The sequence below is a fragment of the Achromobacter sp. SLBN-14 genome (assembly GCF_006715415.1).
GTDB classification, from domain to species: Bacteria; Pseudomonadota; Gammaproteobacteria; order Burkholderiales; family Burkholderiaceae_B; genus Achromobacter; species Achromobacter mucicolens.
In genome coordinates this window covers 405685-426162 of record NZ_VFNE01000001.1, presented here as the reverse complement: position 1 = coordinate 426162, position 20478 = coordinate 405685, and the positions used below count along the sequence as shown (strand labels likewise).

The 20478-nt window shown below is 65.0% G+C and carries 18 protein-coding genes, 1 tRNA gene and 1 pseudogene; 15 read left to right on the top strand and 5 right to left on the bottom strand.

From position 1 onward, the window contains the following. Window positions 1-170 precede the first annotated feature (170 nt). A complete protein-coding gene (gene rpoD, locus FBY20_RS01930) occupies window positions 171-2438 on the top strand; it encodes an RNA polymerase sigma factor RpoD (RefSeq protein WP_056315728.1) in 2268 nt (755 codons plus the stop codon). Window positions 2439-2445: 7 nt separating this feature from the next. Continuing rightward, window positions 2446-2524, top strand: a tRNA-Ile gene (locus FBY20_RS01925). 25 nt (window positions 2525-2549) lie between these two features. On the opposite strand, the gene FBY20_RS28085 is transcribed toward FBY20_RS01925, so the two are convergent. Beyond that, complete coding sequence (locus tag FBY20_RS28085; RefSeq protein WP_346529006.1) at window positions 2550-2906, bottom strand: tyrosine-type recombinase/integrase; 357 nt, start codon at window positions 2904-2906, stop codon at window positions 2550-2552. A gap of 113 nt (window positions 2907-3019) precedes the next feature. Between FBY20_RS28085 and FBY20_RS01915 the strand changes: the two genes are divergently transcribed. From FBY20_RS01915 to FBY20_RS28080, 12 genes and pseudogenes are all read left to right on the top strand, one after another. Continuing rightward, window positions 3020-3358 carry a DUF6693 family protein gene (locus tag FBY20_RS01915; protein WP_056315730.1) on the top strand — a complete coding sequence of 113 codons (339 nt, stop codon included), beginning with the start codon at window positions 3020-3022 and terminating at the stop codon, window positions 3356-3358. A gap of 368 nt (window positions 3359-3726) precedes the next feature. Continuing rightward, window positions 3727-6306: an autotransporter outer membrane beta-barrel domain-containing protein gene (locus FBY20_RS01910; protein ID WP_142049668.1), complete on the top strand. Its 2580-nt coding sequence runs from the start codon at window positions 3727-3729 to the stop codon at window positions 6304-6306. A gap of 385 nt (window positions 6307-6691) precedes the next feature. Continuing rightward, window positions 6692-6958, top strand: coding sequence for a hypothetical protein (locus FBY20_RS01905; RefSeq protein ID WP_056315734.1), 267 nt, complete (start codon window positions 6692-6694; stop codon window positions 6956-6958). 14 nt (window positions 6959-6972) lie between these two features. Further along, on the top strand, window positions 6973-8373 hold the full coding sequence (locus tag FBY20_RS01900; protein ID WP_142049665.1) for a hypothetical protein: 1401 nt from the start codon (window positions 6973-6975) through the stop codon (window positions 8371-8373). A gap of 32 nt (window positions 8374-8405) precedes the next feature. Continuing rightward, entirely contained in the window at window positions 8406-8987 is a 582-nt protein-coding gene (locus FBY20_RS01895) for a pilus assembly protein (RefSeq protein WP_255452206.1), read from the top strand. Next, on the top strand, window positions 8984-9754 hold the full coding sequence (locus FBY20_RS01890; protein WP_056315741.1) for a hypothetical protein: 771 nt from the start codon (window positions 8984-8986) through the stop codon (window positions 9752-9754). The genes FBY20_RS01895 and FBY20_RS01890 overlap by 4 nt, the downstream gene beginning before the upstream one ends. Beyond that, window positions 9751-10554: a Flp pilus assembly protein CpaB gene (gene cpaB, locus FBY20_RS01885; RefSeq protein WP_142049659.1), complete on the top strand. Its 804-nt coding sequence runs from the start codon at window positions 9751-9753 to the stop codon at window positions 10552-10554. Before FBY20_RS01890 ends, cpaB begins: the two co-directional genes overlap by 4 nt. Further along, window positions 10551-11930: a type II and III secretion system protein family protein gene (locus tag FBY20_RS01880; protein ID WP_142049656.1), complete on the top strand. Its 1380-nt coding sequence runs from the start codon at window positions 10551-10553 to the stop codon at window positions 11928-11930. Before cpaB ends, FBY20_RS01880 begins: the two co-directional genes overlap by 4 nt. Continuing rightward, window positions 11917-13620, top strand: coding sequence for an ATPase, T2SS/T4P/T4SS family (locus FBY20_RS01875; protein WP_142049653.1), 1704 nt, complete (start codon window positions 11917-11919; stop codon window positions 13618-13620). The genes FBY20_RS01880 and FBY20_RS01875 overlap by 14 nt, the downstream gene beginning before the upstream one ends. Continuing rightward, window positions 13617-14462, top strand: a complete 846-nt coding sequence (locus FBY20_RS01870) for a type II secretion system F family protein (RefSeq protein ID WP_142049650.1) — start codon at window positions 13617-13619, stop codon at window positions 14460-14462. Before FBY20_RS01875 ends, FBY20_RS01870 begins: the two co-directional genes overlap by 4 nt. Before the next feature lie 11 nt (window positions 14463-14473). Further along, window positions 14474-15346, top strand: coding sequence for a type II secretion system F family protein (locus tag FBY20_RS01865; protein ID WP_142049647.1), 873 nt, complete (start codon window positions 14474-14476; stop codon window positions 15344-15346). Then, window positions 15343-15576, top strand: a pseudogene (locus FBY20_RS28080) (DUF192 domain-containing protein); the annotation flags it as partial. The gene FBY20_RS01865 and the pseudogene FBY20_RS28080, both read left to right, overlap by 4 nt. Window positions 15577-15582: 6 nt before the next feature. Here the strand turns inward: FBY20_RS28080 and FBY20_RS27880 are convergent. Then, the gene (locus tag FBY20_RS27880) at window positions 15583-16386 is read right to left on the bottom strand and encodes a BPSS1780 family membrane protein (RefSeq protein WP_254595436.1); all 804 of its coding nucleotides are present in this window, start codon (window positions 16384-16386) and stop codon (window positions 15583-15585) included. A gap of 64 nt (window positions 16387-16450) precedes the next feature. Further along, on the bottom strand, window positions 16451-17419 hold the full coding sequence (locus FBY20_RS01855; RefSeq protein WP_142049640.1) for a homoserine kinase: 969 nt from the start codon (window positions 17417-17419) through the stop codon (window positions 16451-16453). 218 nt (window positions 17420-17637) lie between these two features. On the opposite strand from FBY20_RS01855, the gene dusA reads away from it, so the two are divergent. Beyond that, window positions 17638-18618 carry a tRNA dihydrouridine(20/20a) synthase DusA gene (gene dusA, locus FBY20_RS01850; RefSeq protein WP_056315760.1) on the top strand — a complete coding sequence of 327 codons (981 nt, stop codon included), beginning with the start codon at window positions 17638-17640 and terminating at the stop codon, window positions 18616-18618. Window positions 18619-18652: 34 nt separating this feature from the next. Here dusA and FBY20_RS01845 read toward each other — a convergent pair whose 3' ends face one another. Both FBY20_RS01845 and FBY20_RS01840 read right to left on the bottom strand, forming a co-directional pair. Then, entirely contained in the window at window positions 18653-19111 is a 459-nt protein-coding gene (locus tag FBY20_RS01845) for a CBS domain-containing protein (protein ID WP_056315762.1), read from the bottom strand. Between the two features lie 37 nt (window positions 19112-19148). Then, window positions 19149-20462, bottom strand: a complete 1314-nt coding sequence (locus tag FBY20_RS01840; RefSeq protein WP_056315765.1) for a YihY family inner membrane protein — start codon at window positions 20460-20462, stop codon at window positions 19149-19151. Window positions 20463-20478: the final 16 nt, after the last annotated feature.

The following is a 20478-nucleotide window of genomic DNA, read 5'->3' as shown; positions in this document are numbered from 1 at the left end:
AGACGTCGCCAGACGGGCTCGCAAGAGCCGGTGCTGCGAACAACGCAGCCGCGTGATCTTCGCCGATCCACCAGATTTACCCGTATTCCATGCCGCACCGGATCCGTATCCGGCGCGGCGTTATGCGGTGCAACAAGCCCGAACGGGTTGCGACGACCACGGAAGCGACTATGACCAAATCCACCGGCAAATCCTCCTCTGCAATTGATGCGGCCGAAACCAAGGCTGTGGCGGCCAAACGCGCCGTCAGCATGGCCGCGGAAAAAGCGCCCGCCAAGACGGCGGTGAAGGTCGCCAAGCCCGCCGCCAAGACGGCCGCCAAAAAGGCGGCCAAAACGGCAGTTGCCGCGGACAAGCCCGAAAAGGTGACGAAGGCCCGCGCCAAGAAAGCCGAAGACAAACTGGCCGACCTAGTCGGCAGCGCGCGTCCCGCGCCGAGCGGCCGCCGTCCGGGCCGCCCCGCCAAGAACGCCAACAACGACTCCGACGGTTTCGACGATCCGATGGACGGCGAAGGCGAAGTCCTGCCCGATCTGAAGCCGCCCAAGCGCGGCGGCAAGCGCGGCAAGGCCGATCCCAAGGACCTGATCGCCCGTGGCCCCGTCACGCCGGAAGAATACGAAGCGCGCCGCAATCGCCTGAAGCAGCTGATCAAGCTGGGCAAGGATCGCGGCTACCTGACGTACGGCGAAATCAACGACCATCTGCCCGACGACCTGGTCGATGCCGAAGCCATCGACGGCATCATCAGCACGTTCAGCGACATGGGTATCGCGGTCTATGACCAGGCCCCCGACGCCGAAACCCTGCTGATGAGCGAGAACGCGCCGGTTGCGTCCAACGACGACGACGTCGAAGACGAAGCCGAAGCCGCGCTCACCACCGTGGACTCCGATTTCGGCCGCACCACCGACCCGGTCCGCATGTACATGCGCGAAATGGGCTCGGTCGAGCTGCTGACCCGCGAAGGCGAAATCGAGATCGCCAAGCGTATCGAAGACGGCCTGAAGCACATGGTCATGGCCATCTCGGCCTGCCCGACCACCATCAACGAAATCCTGGCCCACATCACGCGCGTGCGTGAGGGACAGGCGCAGATCGACGAAGTCGTCGACGGCCTGGTCGATCCGGAAGACGGCGAAGAATACGCCGGCGCCGGCGTCACCGCCGATGAAGACGAAAGCGATGACGGCCCCGCCGGCGGCATGTCCAGCAAGCAGCTGGAAGACCTGCGCGTCAAGGCGCTGGCCAAGTTCGACGAAGTGGGCAAGCAGTTCGACAAGATGCGCCTGTCGTACGAGAAGGACGGCTACAAGTCGGACATCTACGTGCGCGCCCAGGAATCGATCCAGAACGAACTGATGGGCATCCGCTTCACCGCCAAGATGGTGGAAAAGCTGGCCGACACGCTGCGCAACCAGGTTGAAGAAGTGCGTCAGCTTGAGCGCGCTGTCCTGCACACGTGTGTGGACCGTGCCGGCATGCCGCGCCTGCACTTCATCAAGGTGTTCCCCGGTAACGAAACCAACCTGCAGTGGGTCGTCGACGAAGTGGCCGCCGGCCATCCGTACGCCGAAACGCTGGAGCGCCAGATTCCCGCCGTGCAGGAACTGCAGCAAAAGCTGATCGACCTGCAAACGCGCGTCGTGCTGCCGCTGAAGGACCTGAAGGACGTCAACAAGCGCATGGCCACCGGCGAAGCCAAGGCCCGCAAGGCCAAGCGCGAAATGACCGAGGCCAACCTGCGTCTGGTGATCTCGATCGCCAAGAAGTACACGAACCGTGGCCTGCAGTTCCTCGACCTCATCCAGGAAGGCAACATCGGCCTGATGAAGGCCGTGGACAAGTTCGAATACCGCCGCGGCTACAAGTTCTCGACCTACGCAACGTGGTGGATCCGTCAGGCCATCACGCGTTCCATCGCCGACCAGGCGCGCACCATCCGTATTCCTGTTCACATGATCGAAACGATCAACAAGATGAACCGCATTAGCCGCCAGATCCTGCAGGAAACCGGCGCCGAGCCGGATCCCGCGACCCTGGCGCAAAAGATGGACATGCCTGAGGACAAGATCCGCAAGATCCTGAAGATCGCCAAGGAACCGATCTCCATGGAAACGCCCATCGGTGACGACGACGATTCGCACCTGGGCGATTTCATCGAAGACACGTCCACGCTGGCGCCTTCGGATGCGGCGCTGCATGGTTCGATGCGCGATGTCGTCAAGGAAGTGCTAGACTCTCTCACCCCGCGTGAAGCCAAGGTCCTGCGCATGCGTTTCGGCATCGAAATGAGCACCGACCAGACCCTGGAAGAAGTGGGCAAGCAATTCGACGTCACGCGCGAGCGCATCCGCCAAATAGAGGCTAAAGCGCTGCGCAAGCTGCGTCACCCCAGCCGGGCCGACAAGCTGAAGAGCTTCCTGGAAGGGCAGTAAATTTCCTGGGCCTCTAGCTCATGCCTGGTTAGAGCAGCGGACTCATAATCCGTTGGTGCCGAGTTCGACTCTCGGGGGGCCTACCAAGAATGACGCGGGTTTGCATGAAGTTCATGCAGCCCGCGTTTTCTTTTGTGTGTGGGTTTTTTTGCCAATCTGGCTGTGCGCCGTTTTGATGGCTTCGGTGGCCAAGTGCGCGTAGCGCTTGGCGCTGGCTGCTGACTTGTGCCCCATCACGGCGCCCACGGTGTATAGGTCGACCTTGGCGTTGATCATCTGGCTCGCTGTGCTGTGTCGCAGGTTGTGAAAGCGCAGGTGGCCCCAGTATGCTGGAGTTGTTGAGCCATGTGCCCCGCAGCCGGACGCTTGAGCCGCGCGAGCGAGACGCCACGAGAAAGGCCGCGCAGGGGGAAGTGGGGCAAATCTCCCTGGCTCTTGCGCCTTGGACAAGTAGGAGCCGAGGCGCACTGGCGTGCCGATCCTTCGGCTTTGCCTGAGTACATTGAAGTCTCTTTTTGAAACAACTGCAAAAAAATGGTAAAAACTAAGGCTGTTATATAAGCCGCAGGAAGTTGCACACCATGAAGCAGTTGAAATTGAAGTCGGATCTCACCGTCGGAGACATCATCGGCCACGGGATTATCTGGATCCTCCTGAGTATCGTCACGTTGGGCCTAGCGCTTTTCGTGTTTCCGTATTACATGCAGCGTTTCATCATCAGCCGCACTTCGGTGCTCGATGATTCTGGACGCCGTGTTGGCCGCCTGCAATGCACCATCGATCTGGCCAGCATTATCGGAAATATCGTCATCTGGGCGATTATCTCTATCGTCACTTTCGGCATCGGGTATCTGATCTTCCTGTACAAGATCAACGCGCATTGCATGAATCACACTAAAGTGATTGACGTCACACTTTGACGCCGACGCTATGCCGCAGACGGCCGCCTCCGGGCGGTTTTTTTGTTTCCGGAGAGCAGGTGCCAGGAGAAAACTGTCCGCCGGGATGCGTGGGCAGCGGCTGGCAGCGTCACGACACTCAGGTACCGCAGCCGCCGGCAATGGCGGCTGTTTTCATTTCCAGGCCACGGTTGGGCGTGAGGCTGCGCGAGCCGCGCCGCGGTGCCATTCCTGATTGGTAACCCCGCGTAACACTTCCTCATCCAAAAGGACTATTCCCCAATAATCCTCGAAACCGCTCGTGGCTGTGGGCGATGAGGGGAGGGCCCATCCCGCCCCGTCTGATGTTTGGCATGTGCTGATACCGAAGCTCGATCGGAGGAAGTTTCATGAAAAACAACGCTCTGCCGTCGGGCGTACTGTCTCGTTCGTCGCTGCTCCCCCTCCTGGCATTTCCTTGGGTATCGGTCGCTCAGATCACGATCGAGAGCGGGCAGACGGTATCCGTTCCCGGAACTCAGGCTTCGCCTTGGAACACGAACGGCCCCCTCTTGGTTGGAAATACGGGAGCCGGCACGCTGAACGTGTTGAGTGGCGGTCTGGTGAATAGCCCGGATGCTTACCTGGGAGGTGTTTTCGGTGGCGCCGGGGTGGTATCGGTGACCGGCCCAAACGCGCGATGGGAGGTGTCCGCCAACAGCCTGAGCACGCTGAATGTCGGCTGGAGCGCGGCAGGGACACTGACGGTTGCCAGCGGTGGCGTGGTCCAGAGTCAGCGCGCCGTTCTCGGGGAATTCGACGACGGCGTAGGCGTTGTGAACATCACTGGCGCCGGATCGCAATGGATCAACAACCAGCTGCTCTACATCGGGATGTCGGGCGAGGGACGTTTGAACATCTTGGACGGGGGCTACGTTTCGACGGGCTCGGGATCCATTGGCGTCGTTGGCGGCAAGGGAGACGTCACGGTCCGCGGAGCCAATTCCCGGTGGCTTTCCGGATCACCCATTCAGATTGGCTCGCTCGGCACTGGCAGCTTGACGATCTCGGATGGCGGGCAGGTGATTGCCCCGGGCGCGGTGATGGGGGCGACAGCTTCCGGGATCGGCAAACTTGTCATCGGCAGCGATGTGGGCGCTGCGCCGGTCGCGCCTGGCACGCTGGAAACCCCGCGTGTTTCATTTGGCCCTGGCGACAGCCGCGTGATTTTCAATCACACGTCTTCCGGTTATGTGTTCGACGCGACGATCAACAACGGTGCCAACAATGCAGCAGGCTCCAATACCGGATTGGTCGGGGGCGGGCGGTTGGAGGCGATGGCGGGTCGCACCATCCTGAATGCGGACCACGGGGACTTCTCGGGCGCTGCGCAAATAGGCGGCGCGGGCATTCTGCAGGTCAATCGTGACCTGTCCGGCGCGGCGATGCAGATTCTCTCTGGCGGTACGTTGGAAGGGCGCGGACGGGTGGGCAGTGTCGTCAATGCAGGCACCGTATCGCCCGGGGCCTCGTTGGGCACGCTGACCATCAGCGGGAACTACACGGGCAGCAGCGGTTCGCTGTTGCAGCTGGAGACGGTGCTTGGCAATGACGCGTCGTCTACCGACAAACTGGTTGTGACGGGCAATGTCGTGGGCAATACCGCCGTCAAGGTCACCAATCTGAATGGCAGCGGGGCGCAGACGGTAAATGGCATTCGCGTCATTGAGGTCGGCGGCGCGTCGCCTGCGAGCGCGTTCAACCTTCGGGGCGATTATCGGGCCGAAAACGGTCAGCAAGCCGTGATTGCCGGCGCGTATGCGTACACGCTGCAACACGGCGGCAGCAATACGCCCACGGACGGTCACTGGTATCTCGTATCCGAATTCAAGGAACCGGAGACGGCTCCCGAACCGGAGCCAGGGCCGGGACCTGATCCAGAGCCCGAACCCGAACCCGAACCCGGGCCGGGCGCGCCGGTGGAGGAAATTCCCGGAAGTCCCGAAGAGGGGCCACGCTATCAGCCGGGCATACCGCTTTATGAGCAGTATCCCCAGGTGCTCGCTTCCCTCAATACGTTGCCGACGTTGCAGCAACGCGTCGGAAACCGGTTCTGGCGGACGGACGGTCAGCCCGCGGCCGGGGACAAATTCGGAGGGTGGGCTCGCATCCAAGGCGCCACCAGTTCGGTGCGGCCGGCACAGTCGGCGACGAAGTCGAGCCGGGATATCGACCTGTGGAAGCTGCAAACGGGCATTGACGTCGTCGCAAACCGCCAGCCCGATGGTTCGATGCTGGTGGCTGGCGTCAATCTTTCGCATGGCAACGCGTCGGCCGATATCGCGTCTCCGTATGGCCGGGGCAAGATCGACACGACTGGCACGGGCGTGGGCGCCAGCCTGACGTGGTACGGCGCCAGCGGGTTCTACGTGGACGGACAATTGCAGGCCATGTGGTTCGACAGCGACATCTCGTCGCGCACGATCGCGCGCGATGAGGTGAAAGGAAACAATGGAAACGGCGTCGCCATCTCGGTGGAGACAGGCTATCGCCATGACATCGGCAAGGGCTTTTCGCTGACGCCGCAGGCGCAGTTGATTCGGTCTCGCGTCGACTTCGACAGCTTTACGGACCCGTTCGGCGCCAAGGTGCGGCTTGACGATGGCGACAGTCTGATCGGACGTCTGGGCGTGTCGCTCGATTACGAACCTGAACGCTCCGTTGCGCAAGGGGCGGCCGGTCAAACGCATGTGTACGCCATTGCCAATCTGTACAACGAGTTCATGAATGGCACGAACGTCAACGTGGCGGGCGTGTCTTTTCGAAGCCGGGACGAGCGGCTGTGGGCCGAACTTGGCGTTGGCGGGACCTACCAATGGAACAATGGGCGCTACGGGGTTTATGGAAACCTGAGCGTGGCCGGCGCGACCAACAACATGAGCGACAACCACTCCGTGGGCGGCATGATCGGCTTTCGCGTGCAATGGTAGGGGCCAGCTGAGGTCGCAACGTCGTGTTGGAACCGTGACCGGCAGGGAAACGAGCACCCGCGACCAGGAACGCACCTACTAGGAACGCGGCTCCAAATGGAAGAGCGCCCCAGCTCAAGATGAGTCTGAGGCGCTCCTGCCCGGCTTCGCACGCGATGGGTGTCAGACAGCCCGGCGACTCCAATCTACTGCTGGGACTTCAGCCCGGCAATAGGGGAAACCCTTGCCAAAAAAGGGGTGGGAACGTCATTGGCGCAGGACCTTCGAGGCATGCACATGCGTCAAGGGGGCGTGCGCGGATTTGTCCGTCTCGGCATCCACGAATTGTCCGCCCGCCGCCCGCTGGCGACACTGGCCTCCACGTTCAATGCACGGGAGAGCAGATATGTGGGGGCATCGAAAGCGCCAACTGGGACAGGGGATGACGGAGTACATCGTTGTCGTCGCGCTGGTCGCCGTGGCGGCGATCGCGGTATATCAGTACTTCGGACAGGTCGTGCGTTCGCAGACGGCAGCCATGGCTCGCGAGCTTGCCGGCGAAGACGGCAGCACGCAATCCAAAGCGGCTCAGCAGGCGGCCCAAAAGGCGGCGGCCCAGACCAAGGCGCGGTCGCTCAAGTCATTTACCGGCAACGCCGAGATCGCGAATTGAACGCGCCGCCATCCATGCTCGACGATCAACAACGGGGCCAGGCCCTGGTGCTGGGTTTGATGGTCGCGGCCGCCGGCGCGGCATCGCTCGTCGTCCTGTACAACGTTGGCCAGACCGTCGAGGCGCGCAGCCGCCTGACCCATGCCGCGGATGCGGCGGCCTACAGCGGTGCGCTCATGCAGGCGCGCGCGCTCAATGCCATCGCCTACGTGAATCGCAGCCAGATCGCGCATCAGGTTGCGATGGCGCATCTGGTGACGCTAGGGGCGTCGGCGCAATACCTCGATGCGTTGCAATCACAGCGTCGGCGCGGCAATCCGCCAGCCAGCCTGATCGCGATGCTTTTCGGGCCGGCTGCCGGCGCGGCCTACCAAGGGGCGCAGGCCCCTCCGGACGCCGAAAGCCGTCTGGCGCGCGCGTTCGCGCAGCATGATCGCGTCGTGCATCAGGTGCTGGAAGCCGCGGCGCGAGCGATCGCCGGCGATTTCATCATGTCTCGGGATCGTGTCATGCGCGAGGTGCTGGCTGCCAACTATCCCGAGTTTGGCAAGACTGGCCAGGACGCAGCATCCGGGGCTTCGCCGCTGGGTCTGCGTGTGTTGACGGACGGCTGGCCGGGTTTCACGGAGCGCCAAGCCGCCACACGCAAGGCCGGCCTGCGGCCGGCTATTGAAAGCGCAGCGGCTCGCTATGGTTTCCTGGACCGCCGCAACACGACGCTACGCAACCCTTGGGTGGTCAGCACCCGGTGTCCGTGGCTTCGGCACGAACTCCGGCGGCGCGGCTCGACCTGGCTTGGGCCGGATGGCCATTGGGGCGCGTTGGACACGCAGTCCTACCATGCCCTGCGCTCGAACCGCTGGATTGGCTGCTACTTCCGCGAATACGCGATGGGGTGGGGCACCGTCCAGGGCAATAAAAGCCGTGCGCCCCACGACGTGGAATTCGTCGAAGATCCGCCCGCAGACTTTTCGCAGGAAGACTTCTGGCGATGGGTGGAACACGCCACGTCCTGGAACATCTTCGACGGAGCCAACAACCCCATGGCGAACTCATACGCAATGGCTGGGGTGCGCCGGTGGCCCGGCGGCGGCTTGCCGGCCTACCGGGAAGTCGCGCCCAAGCGTCTTGCCGATCCCTTGCGTTTTGCCGTGGCGGTCGGTCTGCAATCGTCCGTCGTCCAAACGACGGACGCCAGCAGCGCTGTGTCGGCGCCGATCGGTCAGTTCCGATATGCCGCACTGGGCCGAACGGGCGCCATCACGGTCAGCACGGCTGCCGAGACCTACTTTTCCCGGCCGGAGCGGCGCGCCGACGGGCGCCTGGAGCTCGCCACGCTTTTCCGGCCCTATTGGCAGGCTCGCCTTTCCGCAGTCACGCCGCAAGAGGAAGCATTGGCCAGGAGGTTGCCGTGATGCAACGCGGATCAAACGAACAAGGACAGGCGATGGTCGAGGCGCTATTGACGTTGCCGCTCTTGACCGTGTTGCTGTGGGCGGTCTCGGATATCGGCGCGATGCAGTTTTCGGCACAGCGCACGACCCAGGTTAGTCGTCAGGCCGCCATGGCGGCGGCGTTGGGGCAGCCGGTCGCGACGCTTCGCGCGCCGGCGCGGATGGACGTGGAAGGCAGCGCGCAACGCTGGCTTGGATCTTCCGTTGCGGGGGGCAGCGCGTTGCAGGATGAATGGTTTGGCGCGGCAATGCGTCTGCTGTCCGTGCAAGTGCGTTCGCTGCCGCCTCCGGGCAATGTCATGTTTGGACTGCCGGTCTCGCGTCACCTCAGCGTGGCAGACGGCGCGGGCTATGCGCATGGCGACGCGGATGCGCAACGCCGTATTGGGGCTTCGCCAACGGGCTGGTTGCAAGCGAGCCGCACCTCGCAGGCTGAGGCGGCAAGGATGCAGCGACCCGTCAGCCAGGCAGAGGCGCCGTGGGGGCGGCCGGCGCTGTCGCGGGATTGGCTTTCCGCGTGGGGGGATGTGCTGCCTGGTGATCGGCTTGGCGGGCGTGCGGAGGGCGGAAAATGAACCTTGTCCGAAAAGTGTGCGAAGGGCAGGGCATGCGAATCCGTCCTGCCTTGCTTGCGGTCGGCATCGGGCTGTGCGGTGCGTTGATGCTGTTGCCCGAACGCGCGGGCGCATCAGGCGGCGTGTCCACCCTGGGGGGTCTGCGGCTCCCCGAAGGGGCCTTGCGAGAACGCATGGCGGATCAGTTGTGGCTGCACGGCATGCCCGCGCAAGTGTGGGTGTTCGATGCGCCCCAGAGCCCATCGGCCCTGGCCAGAACGCTGGCCGCGCAGCAACCTGCTTTGGCGGATCTGCACGTGCTGCCGGGGCAACTCATCCTGTCCGGCCGCGTCGGCGATGAGCGTTGGGTGGCCCAATTGGAAAACGCGGGCGCGGATCGCACCGTCGGCAGCCTCTCGGCGATTTCTGTGCGTGCGGCTCCCTCCGCGCATCTGCCGGGGTGGCTGCCAAAGGGCGCGCGCGTCAGGTCGGACGTTGCCGTGATGGAATCCGGCGTCAAGGTTTCCGACCGGATCTGGCAGTACGCATTGCCGCCTCAAAAGCTGGCTGAACTGCTTGATGCCGCGTTGCGGCGGACGGGATGGAGGCCGCAGGGCGACCCGGATAGTGAGGGGGCCGCGATGGCGGCGTCAGCGGCCCCCGCGGGGCGAGGCGCGCCCTCCGCAGGCGCTGGCCAATGGTGGGCGCGTGAACGGGAGCGGATGAAGCTTTGGCTGGTGCCTGTGGAGGGCGGCAGCGGGCTGCGAGCCCTTGGGTGGGCGCCATGAAGCCCTGGATCATCCGCGGCGCCGAGCGGTTGCGTCGCACTGGCGTGTATGGATTGGCGGTGCTGGCGGGCCTGGTCGCCGCATGGGCCGTGCGCGAGCACGTCCAGCAGCGCGTGCAGGCGCTGGAAGCCGAGGCGCAGACGCCGCTGGTCAGCCGTCTTGTGGCGGCCTATGACCTGCCGGCCGGCACATTGCTCGAAGAGGTGCATCTGGCCGTCCGCAAGATCCCGCAGCCCTGGGCGCCTGGCGCCAGCGTCGACCCGATGGAACTGGGCAGCGTGCTGGGCGCAACGCTACTTGCCGATCTGGCGCTTGGAGACCCCTTGCTGAGAAGCTTCATGACTTACGACCCGCCGCAGCCTTCGCTGGCCGCGCGGCTTGAAGCGGGGCAGCGCGCGTTCACGGTCAACGCGGCGGACCTTGGCGGTCTTGCAGACATGCTCAAAGGCGGCGATGCCATCGATATCTACGTGACGTTCAATCATCGCCAACGCGAACTCACCGTCCCGGTGCTGCAGAGCATGCGAGTCCTGACCGCCATGAGCGACGACGGCGCGGGCAACATCACCTTGGCCGCGACGCCTGACCAAGCCATGCGGTTCATTGCCGCGCGGCAGGCTGGGGTGCTGACCGCAATGCTGCGTCATCGCGACGACGCCGCGTCCATAAACCCCGCTGCACAAAGCGATCTGGCTTCCCTTATGGGGCTGGACGCCGAACCCAAGACCTTGCCCGGTGTCGCCATCGTTTACGGTGATCGCCTGGATGCACAGGCAGGCTTTGACGCGGAGCGGCCATGAACCGAATTCATAGCTTGCTCGCCATCGTGCTGTGCCTGTGCAGCCTGCCTGCATGGTCCAACACGCAGACGCTGGAACTGCAAGTCGGCGAAACGCGCGTGTTGCCGCACCCCGGCGTGCGGCGCGTCGCGATCGGCAACAGTCAGGTAGCCAGCGCCGTGGCGGCGGAAGGGCGCGAGGTCGTGGTGTTTGCTCGAGCCGAAGGCGTGTCGTCCGTGCATGTGTGGGCAGGACGCGATCGCGTGGCAGCCTACGAATTGCGTGTGGTCCCTGCCGGCACGCCACAACTGCGCGAGGAGGTCCAGAGTCTGCTCTCCCGGATCCCGGGGGCGCGCAGCTCGAACGTGGGCGGCCGCATCGTCATCGAAGGCGATGACTTGTCCGACGATGATCGCGCGCGCATTGCGGCGCTGGTTGACCGGTATCCGGACGTCGTGGATTTCACGGGTCAGGTCGGATGGGACCGCATGGTGCTGCTGGACGTGCAGGTGGTCGAGATTCCCACATCGCGGCTGCAGGAGTTCGGCGTGCGCTGGGATGGCATGACGCAGGGTGGCCTCAATGCGGGACTCGCTTGGGATGGGGGATCGCGCAGCCGCATGACACGTCCTGGCGAGCAGATCATCGAGACGGCCGCGCCGGTTGCGTCGGCCGCGGGCTACTTCGGCGTCAATGCGCTGCTTTCGGCGCGTATTGCCGCGCTGGCGCAAACGGGTGAAGCCGTGATGCTTGCGCAACCGCAGCTGCTGGCGCGCAGCGGCGCCAGTGCGACGTTTCTCGCGGGCGGGGAAGTGCCCTATGCCTCCACGGATGCACGGGGCAATCCCACCACGCTGTTCAAGCCCTACGGCGTGTCACTGAACATCACGCCGCGGATCGATCGCAATGGGGTCATCCGGTCCTTGATCGAGGTGGAGGCCAGTTCGGTCGATACGTCGCTAAGCCTTCCCGGCGGCCCGGCGCTGCGCACGCGCCGCGCGTCCACCGAGTTCAACGTGCGGTCGGGCAACACGCTCGTCATCGGCGGGTTTCTTTCGCGTGAGCAGGGCACCGATGTCAGCGGTCTGCCGGGGCTGCGCAACATTCCGATCCTGGGCGCGTTGTTTTCCTCAACCCGCTATCAACGCCGCGAGACCGAACTGGCGATCTTCGTGACGCCCAAGATCGTGTCGCAAGCAGAGCCCGCCATGGCCGATCGCATACGTCGCGGGCGAGAGACGCTGCAGGCGGCGTTTCCCGATCCTCCCCGCCTCGGGACGGCGGTTCCTTCGGACGCGATCGGTTGGGATCCCTACTCGGGCGCGGGTTCGCAGTGGGGACTGACGTCTGCCGAGGCCGATTCAACTTTTCCGGAGGGGCGCGATGCTCAACGTTGAACTGACCATTGAACTGACCTTCGAGGACGCCGCGCAGCAGCAGCTCACGCTGCGCGCGCCGGTGCTGATCGGAAGGGGCGTTCAGTGCGGATTGCGGATTCCCACCTGGAGAGTCGGGCGTCAGCACGCGCAGCTTCTGTGCGAAGCGGATCAAATCGTCCTGGAAGACCTGGGCACGTTGGCAGGCACGATGGTGAATGGGGCGCGGATCGTGCGGCATGCGCCGGTACAGCCTCAAGACGAGATCCTGATCGGGCCTTGCAGGCTGCGCGTGTCGATGCGGAAAGCCGAGGCCGCCTCGCCTCTTGACGGTGCAGATGCGATGTCATCAGACCCGGTTCAACCGGAAATCCGGTCGATGGGCGATGACCGGGGCATTGCGCCGCCAGTTGTTCCGCCCTGCACCCCGCATCGGCTGCACGACCGTCGACGTCTTCACGCGGCCCTGCTGAGCGCACTGGACCTGAGACGGCGCGACGTGGCGGGGATGAGCGACGGGATGCTTCGTGCCGAAGCCGAGCGCCTTCTGGTCCAGATCGTTGCCACGGACGCCGAACTTCCGCCCCATGCGGACAAGGCGGCGCTGTGCCGCGAGGTGCTCGATGAGGCGGTTGGGCTCGGGCCGTTGGAACCCTTGCTTGCGGCCCCCGACATCACGGAAATCATGGTCAACCGCTACGACGAAATCTATGTCGAGCGTGCGGGGCGCCTGTGGCGGGAGCAAGCCGCATTCACCAGCGAACAGTCGGTGCGCTGGGTAATCGAACGGATCGTCACGCCCTTGGGGCGCCGCATCGACGAAAGCTCGCCGATGGTGGATGCGCGGCTGCCCGATGGCTCGCGGGTCCACGCCATCATTCCGCCGGTGGCGATGAAGGGCGCCAGCCTGACCATACGCAAGTTTCCGCAGCGTCGGCCGCAGATGCCCGATCTGATTGCGCTGGGCGCGCTGAGCGACGCGATGTCGCAGTTTCTGGCCCTGTGCGTACGGATGCGCAAGAATCTGGTCGTTTCCGGGGGGACGGGGGCGGGCAAGACCACGCTGCTGAACATCCTGTCGAACGAGATTCCGGACGGCGAGCGCGTGGTCACGATCGAAGACGCTGCGGAATTGCGGCTCAACCATGCGCATCTCGTTGCGCTGGAGGCCCGGCCGGCCAACCAGGAAGGCAGAGGCCGAATCGACATCCGCGAACTGGTGCGCAACGCGCTGCGCATGCGGCCTGACCGTATCGTCGTGGGCGAATGCCGCGGCGCCGAGGCGTTCGACATGCTGACGGCCATGAACACGGGCCACGAAGGTTCCCTGACGACGCTGCATGCCAACTCTCCGCGCGATGCGTTGGCCCGGCTGGAGTCCATGATTCTCATGGCAGGGCTTGACCTGCCGCTGTCCGCGGTCCGCGAGCACATTGCCGCCAGCGTGGACGTGGTCGTGCAGCAGGCACGACTGGCGGACGGTCGCCGCGTGGTCACGTCGATCGTCGAAGTGGCGGGCATGGAAAGCGGCCGCATCCAATTGCAGGACTTGTTTGGGTTTGACCGCAGCCACGGATTTCGGGGATGCGGCGCGCTGCCCGGCTTTGCGCGCGATTGGGCCGATAAGGGCGTGAGCCTGGACGCCACCTGGTTTTCGGATTTGGCGGGCCAGGCGCCGGGCGTTGCGTCCTTTGCGCAGGGCTTGCCATGATCTGGCTTGCGGCGGCGGCCGCGATGCTGTGCGCGGGGTTGCTGGCGTGGCGCGCACAGAACTGGTTTGCGCCTGCGCTGCGGCGATACCGCGAGGTCTACACGCAGGATGCGGGCGTGCGGTTGAGCGAGGTGTTCCTCTTCATCGACCCGCGCCAACTGTGGGCGGGCGCCATCATCTGCGGGGTTGCCGCCGCGGCGGCCGCGTTCTCGGCCACCGGAAGCGCGTTGCTCGCGGCCTTGTTCGCGCTGGCGGCTTCGCGCCTGCCAAGGTCGGTCGTTGACGGACTGCGGCGTCGGCGTGCGCGGCGCTTTGAAACGCAATTACCGATGGCGCTGTTGATGCTGGCGTCCGCGCTGCGGGCTGGCGTGGCCATGACGACTGGCCTGCGCCACGTGGTGGAGCAGAGCAGCGCGCCGCTGGCGCAGGAGTTCGGCCTGATGCTGCGCGAACAGCGGCTTGGCGTGCCGTGGGAGGTTGCGCTTGGCAACCTGCAGGCCAGGATGCCGGCCGATTCGACCTCGCTGGTGGTGGCTGCCATGCGCATCGCGGCAACAACCGGCGGCAACCTGGCCGAGGCCCTTGAGAGCATCGCGCAGACACTGCGGGCTCGCCTGCAATTGCAAGCGAAGCTGCTGGCGCTGACCTCGCAGGGGCGGCTGCAAGCCTGGATCGTGGGCGCGCTGCCCTTGCTGCTGCTGGCGGTGCTGGACCGGCTGGAGCCCGACATCATGAGTCTGTTGTGGCATACGCCGATGGGATGGGGTGTCCTGGCCATCGTGGCGGTGCTGGAGGCGGCGGGCGTGCTGCTGATCCGGCGGATCATGCGGATCGATATCTGAAAGGGGGCGGGATGTGGCTTTATGTGGGCATGGCGGCGACGGCGGCGGGAACGGCCTGGCTTGCGTGGGTGCTGTTGTGTCCGTTGCTGCGGCAGGAACAGAACGCAGAGCGTGCGATGCCGTGGTGGTGGCGCGCCGCATGGCCGTGGATCGTGGCGGTGGCCCCGTTGGCGGGTCCCCTTTGCGCCTGGCGCTGGCGGCTGTGGCTGAACCGGGCAATAGAGCGGGCGGCCTTGCCGCCAGGAGTCGGGTATGCGCACATCGCGGCGTTGTGCGGTAGCGCGGCCGCCGCTGCCGGTGGCGTGGCCAGCGCCGTGGCGGTGGCGCTTGCTGCACCCGGCTCCGCGTCGTGGGTGCTCTGGACGGCTGCGGCGGCGCTGGCCGCCGGGGTGGCGCCGGCGGCGTGGTTGAAAGGCCTGGGCACGCAGCGGCGCCGCGCCATCGAACGCGACTTGCCCTTCGTGTTCGACATGATGACGTTGTGCGTCGAGGCCGGACTGAGCGTTCAGGGCGCGCTGCATTTGGCGGCGCAGAGCGGGCCGCCTGGCGTGCTGCGCGACGCACTGGCGGATGCGCTGGCCGAGATGCGCGCCGGCGTTTCCCGAACCGCGGCGATCAAGACCTTGGCCGAGCGCAGCAACAGCCCATTGGCGCGCAATTGGGCGGCGGCCCTGGCGCAGGCCGAGGCACTGGGAGCGAGCCTGGGGCCGGTCTTGCGCGCGCAGGCGGCGCAGTGCCGCAGCGACCGCCATACGCGGGCCGAGCAACTGGCGATGCAGGCGCCGGTGAAGATGCTGCTGCCGTTGATCGGCTGCATTTTCCCTTGCACGTTCATCGTGCTGGCGTTTCCCATCGCGATGCAGTTGCTGCAGAGCGTGCAATGAGCCGCCCCGCGCGATTGCGCCAGGGACGCTTGCGGCTGTTGACGGTAAAGCGGTGGTGGGGGCGGATGCGCGGGTTGCTGGGGCGGGCCCCGCCCGGGCCGCGCACAGGGGTGATGCTGATTCCCTGTGCCGCGGTGCATACCTTCGGCATGCGTTATGCCATCGACGTGGCGTTCATCGGCCGGGACGGCCGGGTTGTGCGATTGCGCCGGGCGCTTGCGCCGTGGCGGGTGGCGTTATGCCTGCGCGCCGTTGCCGTTGTCGAGATGCGTGCTGGAACTATTGATGCCGAACACGGAGGTGTAGGCCGGATAGAAGCTGCAGTAAAGCACGCCACCGGCGGCAATGTTGAACGGAATCTGCAGCGTGCCGGCCATCTGCGGCGACAAGCCGACGGCGACCAGCAGCCCGGCGCACAGATCGATGAACAGAAAAACCATGATCCAGCAGACCCCGTAGACCAGGAACGGCAGCTTGTTGCGCCAGCAGGCAATGCCGGAGAAGAACAGGGCCTGGGTCAGGCGCAGGCCGTGCCAGGCGACCAGCACGGGTGCATGCCAGAACAGCGCCGCGATCACCACGTAGCAGATCGCAAACAGCATCAGCGGCACGGCCATGGCTGACAGGATCGGTTCCATGCTTTTTTCGACGGAGGCGATGCGCATGCCTTCCATCATGGCCTCAGAGAAGGGCAGGAAGATGACCAGGCCCATCACCAGGCAAAGGCCGGCATACAGCACGCCCATCAGGAAGAGCTTGCGGAATACGCCCGGCTGCTTCAGCGGCTTGCCCCACATGGAGGGCAGCATGATGCGATCGGCCTCGACATGTTTGCACGCGGACAATGTCATCAGCGTGATGATGGGCATCAGGGCCACGACGAGCATCGGGCCGACTGGCGGCGTGGCCGACGCGAAGACGACCAGCAGGCTGATGGCCATGGCCCAGGTGAACATGGCAAGGGGCTGCTTGCGGAACAGGCGGAATCCGTCGCGGACCCAAAGCCAGCCGGACGTCGCGGGTAGAAATGCTGCTTGCATGGCTCTCTGAAGGGGGAGATCTTTCAAAAAGGGGGCGCTATTCCCATTATGGGGGGCGTAGCGATTACGGCAAGACGGGCAGTTCCGAGCGGTGGCGCGCTTGCAACACTCTTTCGAAGTGGCGCGGGTCGTGCGGCTTGAGCGTCTGCGCGGGGCGGGGCAGGAAGAAGTCATACAGCCGGGACAGCCAGAAGCGCAAGGCTGCCGCCCTGAGCATCTGGGGCCAGACTTCGCGCTCGGCGTCGGTGAAGGGGCGAACCGAGGCGTAGGTGGCCAGCCAGGCCTGCACCAGCTCCGGGATGAATTCGCCGGTGTCGCGCTCGATGCACCAGTCGTTGACGCTGACTGCCACGTCGAACAGCCAGGTGTCGCAGCCCGCGAAGTAGAAGTCGATGATGCCGCCCATGAGCGGATTCTCGAACGTGCCGGCAAACAGGACGTTGTCGCGGAACAGGTCGCAGTGGGCCGGCCCGCTTTGCAGGGCCTGCCAGGCGGGCGTCTTGACGGCAGCCTGCTGCGCGGCCAGTTCCGAGGTCAGCAGCTCGGCCTGGGCCGGGCTGAGAAAGGGCATGACCTTCGGCGCCGTTTCCAGCCACCAGGAAAGCCCGCGCAGGTTGGGCTGGTGGATCGGGAAGTCCTGCGCCGCGACGTGGGCGCGGGCCAGCGTGGCGCCGGCGAGCGCGCAGTGGGCGGGCCCCGGGGCGGGCTCGTAGCCGCCCGGCAGGCGCGACACGATGGCGCAAGGCTTGCCGTGCAGGGTGGTCAGGCGGGTGCCGTCGCGCAGGGTCTGCGGCTGCGGCACCGGGATGCCGCGTTCCGCCAGGTGATACATCAGTTCTATGTAGAAGGGCAGTTGGGCGTGCGTCAGCACCTCGAACAGCGTCAGGACATATTCGCCACGCGTCGTGTGCAGGAAATAATTGGTGTTCTCGATACCCGCCGTAATGCCTCGAAGCGAGACAAACTCGCCCAGATCGAAATGCGCCAGCAGGGCGCGCGCGTCGTCATCGGATACGGGGGTGAATACGGCCATGGATCTTCGGTATGAGGGTTGAACGGACGCGCGCACAGGCGTGCAGGGTTGCGGCGCCGCAATTTTAGACCACATGGCGGGCGGCCTTCGGCAGCGATTCGGTCACGGGTGCCCGGGCCCGGCGGGCACAATGTCGCCAAGCACCGTAAAATACCGCATCCCCTTGTTTTGTAGAGTGATTCTTGGACTCCCCCGACTGGCGGCTCTGCGTCGCCCCGATGATCGACGTCACCGACCGCCATTGCCGGTACTTTCACCGGCTGCTGGCGCCCCGTGCCCGCCTGTACACCGAAATGATCACCACCGGTGCGCTGCTGCATGGCAATGTGGCCCGCCACCTGGACTTTGACGAAGCCGAGCATCCGGTCGCCTTGCAGCTTGGCGGCAGCGAGCCCGATGCGTTGGCGCATGCGGCCAAGCTTGGCAAGCAGTGGGGCTATGACGAAATCAACCTGAATTGCGGCTGCCCGTCCGAGCGCGTGCAGAAGGGCGCGTTTGGCGCCTGCCTGATGGCCGAGCCGGCGCTGGTGGCCGACTGCATGAAGGCCATGCAGGACGCCGTGGATATTCCAGTCACGGTCAAGCACCGCCTCGGGCTGGACTACGACGAATCCTACGAGTTCGTGCGCGACTTTGTCGGCAAGGTCTACGACACGGGTTGCCGCGTGTTCATTGCGCATGCGCGCAACGCGGTGCTCAAGGGCTTGTCGCCCAAGGACAATCGCGAGATTCCGCCGCTGCGCTACGACGTGGTCGCGCAATTGAAGCGTGATTTTCCGGATTGCACGTTCGTGCTCAATGGCGGACTGGCCGATGCCGGGCAGTCGGTACAGGCGGCCGAAACCTTTGACGGCGTGATGCTGGGCCGCGCCGCCTGGCATACGCCGCGCGTGTTGTCCGAGGTTTCCATGCAGCTGTGGCCGTCGGTGCGGCTGCCCAGCGATGCGCAGGTGGTGGATGCCATGACGGAATACGCCGCGCGGCAGGTGGCCAAGGGCGTGCCGCTGCGGGTGATGACGCGTCCGATGCTGGGGCTGGTGAATGGGCAGTCGGGCGCAAGGCGCTGGCGGCGGATGCTGTCGGATCCGGCCCTTCTGGCCGCGAATAATCCGGAACTGATTTATGACGCGTGGCGCAGCCAGCGTCATGCGCCGGGCGCGCGTGATGCCACGCGCGAGGCCGCGCCCGCCGGGATGTAGATCCGCAGCCGGCGCCGCAAGGGCGCCGGCAGGTTCAGGACTGGGCCGGTTCCGCGCTTTCGGCGGGCCAATCGCGGATGTAGGCCTTCAGCATGTTGTTTTCGAATTGCTGGGCCGCCACGATGGCCTGCGCCATGTCGTAGAACGAAATGACGCCCATCAGGGTGGGACCGTCCATGACGGGGATATAGCGGGCGTGTTTTTCCAGCATCAGGCGCTGGACTTCGTCGGCGCTGGTGTTGGGCGAAACGCTGACCGGCGCGTCGTCCATGATGGATCTGATGGTGGTATCGCCGGCGCCGCCATGCGCGTGCATGTGGCGAATGATTTCGCGGAACGTGAGCATGCCGGTCAACGTGCCGAATTCCATGATGACCAGGGAGCCGATATCCTGCTCGCTCATGGTTTGCACGGCCTGGGCCACGGGCATGTCCGGCGACGCCGTGTAGAGCGTATCGCCCTTGACGCGCAAAATCTCACTGACCTTCAACATCGGTATCTCCTGGGGGCGGACTGCGCCCTATGCTTTGCTATTTCTTGTTCGCTTCCAGTTGCAGCACTGGTGCGACGCCATTTCCGGTATTTTGCGCTTCTCCGCAGAGTTCTTCCAGCGTTGGCGTGGTTTGCGGCGAATTTACGGACGATGCGATGCGCAGGATGTCGGGGTCGTTTCGCACGCGCGGCTGGCTGCGGTCCAGCAGGAAGCGATCCACGACCGGCGCCAGCGAGGTCTCGCGCGCATCGCACGTCAGCATCCAGTTGTCTTCCGGGCTGCGGGTGGCCAGCCCCATCGCGCTCAGCGTTTCCAGGACTTCGTTGAGCTCGTCCTGGTGCAGCCGCAACTCCGAGGCCAGCAAGCTGGCGGACACCCCGCCTGGCGTGGAAAGCTGCGCTCGGCGCAGCGCGCGCAGGGCGTCCAGCGCATCGACGAACGAAGCGCCGGGGTAGCGATTGATGTGCCAGCGGCCCAGCCGGATGAGCGGCGCGCTGGAGGCAAGCGTTGCGCCCAGCAAGACGGCCAGCCAGGACAGGTAAATCCACAGCAGGAAGATCGGGAGGGTGGCGAAGGCGCCGTAGATGACCGTGTAGGTGGGAAACCGAGTCAGGTAGAAGGCGAACGCGGACTTCATGATTTCCAGCACGATGGCCGTGACGCAGCCTCCGATCAGCGCATCGCGCCACAGCACCTCGCGGTTGGGCACGACGACGAAGAGCGCCGCAAAGCCCAGGCCGGTGAGCACCAGGGGGATGAACGAGACGGCCACGCTGATGACTTCGGGCACGTCATTGATCAGCCCCAGCGATTCGCGCGCGACGAACGAGGTGGCCCACAGGCTGGCGCCGGCCAGCACGGGGCCCAGCGTGATGATCGCCCAGTACACCAGCGCCCGTTGCGGCAGGGGGCGCTGGCGCGAGACGCGCCAGATGTCATTGAACGCCTGGTCGATCGTCATGATGAGCAGCAGGGACGTGACCAGCAGGAATGCCCCGCCAATGGCGGTCAGGCGTGAGGCCTGGTGCGCGAACTGGTTCAGGTAGTCCATGATGTTGTCCGAGACGGACGGCGGCATCAGGCTGGTGGTGAGGAAGTCCTCGAGGGCGACCCTGAACTCCTGGAACACGGGAAAAGCCGTGAATAGCGACAGCACCACCGCAAGCATGGGAACGATGGCGAGGACGGTGGTGAAGGTCAGGCTGGAGGCGACCTGCAGCAGCTTTTCTTCGTTGGCGCGCTGGACGACGAAACGAAATACGCGTCCGGTCCTCGCGACCCGGGAAATGCGCGAGGTTGGTCGTTCTTTGACCGCCGGCGTAGCGGCGGCGGGCTCGGCGGGGCGATTCATCAGGCGATAATAGCAG

Coding starts and splice junctions, on each gene's coding strand:
- rpoD (WP_056315728.1), top strand. CDS start 171: ATGACCAAATCCACCGGCAAATCCTCCTCTGCAATTGATGCGGCCGAA.
- FBY20_RS01915 (WP_056315730.1), top strand. CDS start 3,020: ATGAAGCAGTTGAAATTGAAGTCGGATCTCACCGTCGGAGACATCATC.
- FBY20_RS01910 (WP_142049668.1), top strand. CDS start 3,727: ATGAAAAACAACGCTCTGCCGTCGGGCGTACTGTCTCGTTCGTCGCTG.
- FBY20_RS01905 (WP_056315734.1), top strand. CDS start 6,692: ATGTGGGGGCATCGAAAGCGCCAACTGGGACAGGGGATGACGGAGTAC.
- FBY20_RS01900 (WP_142049665.1), top strand. CDS start 6,973: ATGCTCGACGATCAACAACGGGGCCAGGCCCTGGTGCTGGGTTTGATG.
- FBY20_RS01895 (WP_255452206.1), top strand. CDS start 8,406: ATGGTCGAGGCGCTATTGACGTTGCCGCTCTTGACCGTGTTGCTGTGG.
- FBY20_RS01890 (WP_056315741.1), top strand. CDS start 8,984: ATGAACCTTGTCCGAAAAGTGTGCGAAGGGCAGGGCATGCGAATCCGT.
- cpaB (WP_142049659.1), top strand. CDS start 9,751: ATGAAGCCCTGGATCATCCGCGGCGCCGAGCGGTTGCGTCGCACTGGC.
- FBY20_RS01880 (WP_142049656.1), top strand. CDS start 10,551: ATGAACCGAATTCATAGCTTGCTCGCCATCGTGCTGTGCCTGTGCAGC.
- FBY20_RS01875 (WP_142049653.1), top strand. CDS start 11,917: ATGCTCAACGTTGAACTGACCATTGAACTGACCTTCGAGGACGCCGCG.
- FBY20_RS01870 (WP_142049650.1), top strand. CDS start 13,617: ATGATCTGGCTTGCGGCGGCGGCCGCGATGCTGTGCGCGGGGTTGCTG.
- FBY20_RS01865 (WP_142049647.1), top strand. CDS start 14,474: ATGTGGCTTTATGTGGGCATGGCGGCGACGGCGGCGGGAACGGCCTGG.
- FBY20_RS27880 (WP_254595436.1), bottom strand. CDS start 16,386: ATGCAAGCAGCATTTCTACCCGCGACGTCCGGCTGGCTTTGGGTCCGC.
- FBY20_RS01855 (WP_142049640.1), bottom strand. CDS start 17,419: ATGGCCGTATTCACCCCCGTATCCGATGACGACGCGCGCGCCCTGCTG.
- dusA (WP_056315760.1), top strand. CDS start 17,638: ATGATCGACGTCACCGACCGCCATTGCCGGTACTTTCACCGGCTGCTG.
- FBY20_RS01845 (WP_056315762.1), bottom strand. CDS start 19,111: ATGTTGAAGGTCAGTGAGATTTTGCGCGTCAAGGGCGATACGCTCTAC.
- FBY20_RS01840 (WP_056315765.1), bottom strand. CDS start 20,462: ATGAATCGCCCCGCCGAGCCCGCCGCCGCTACGCCGGCGGTCAAAGAA.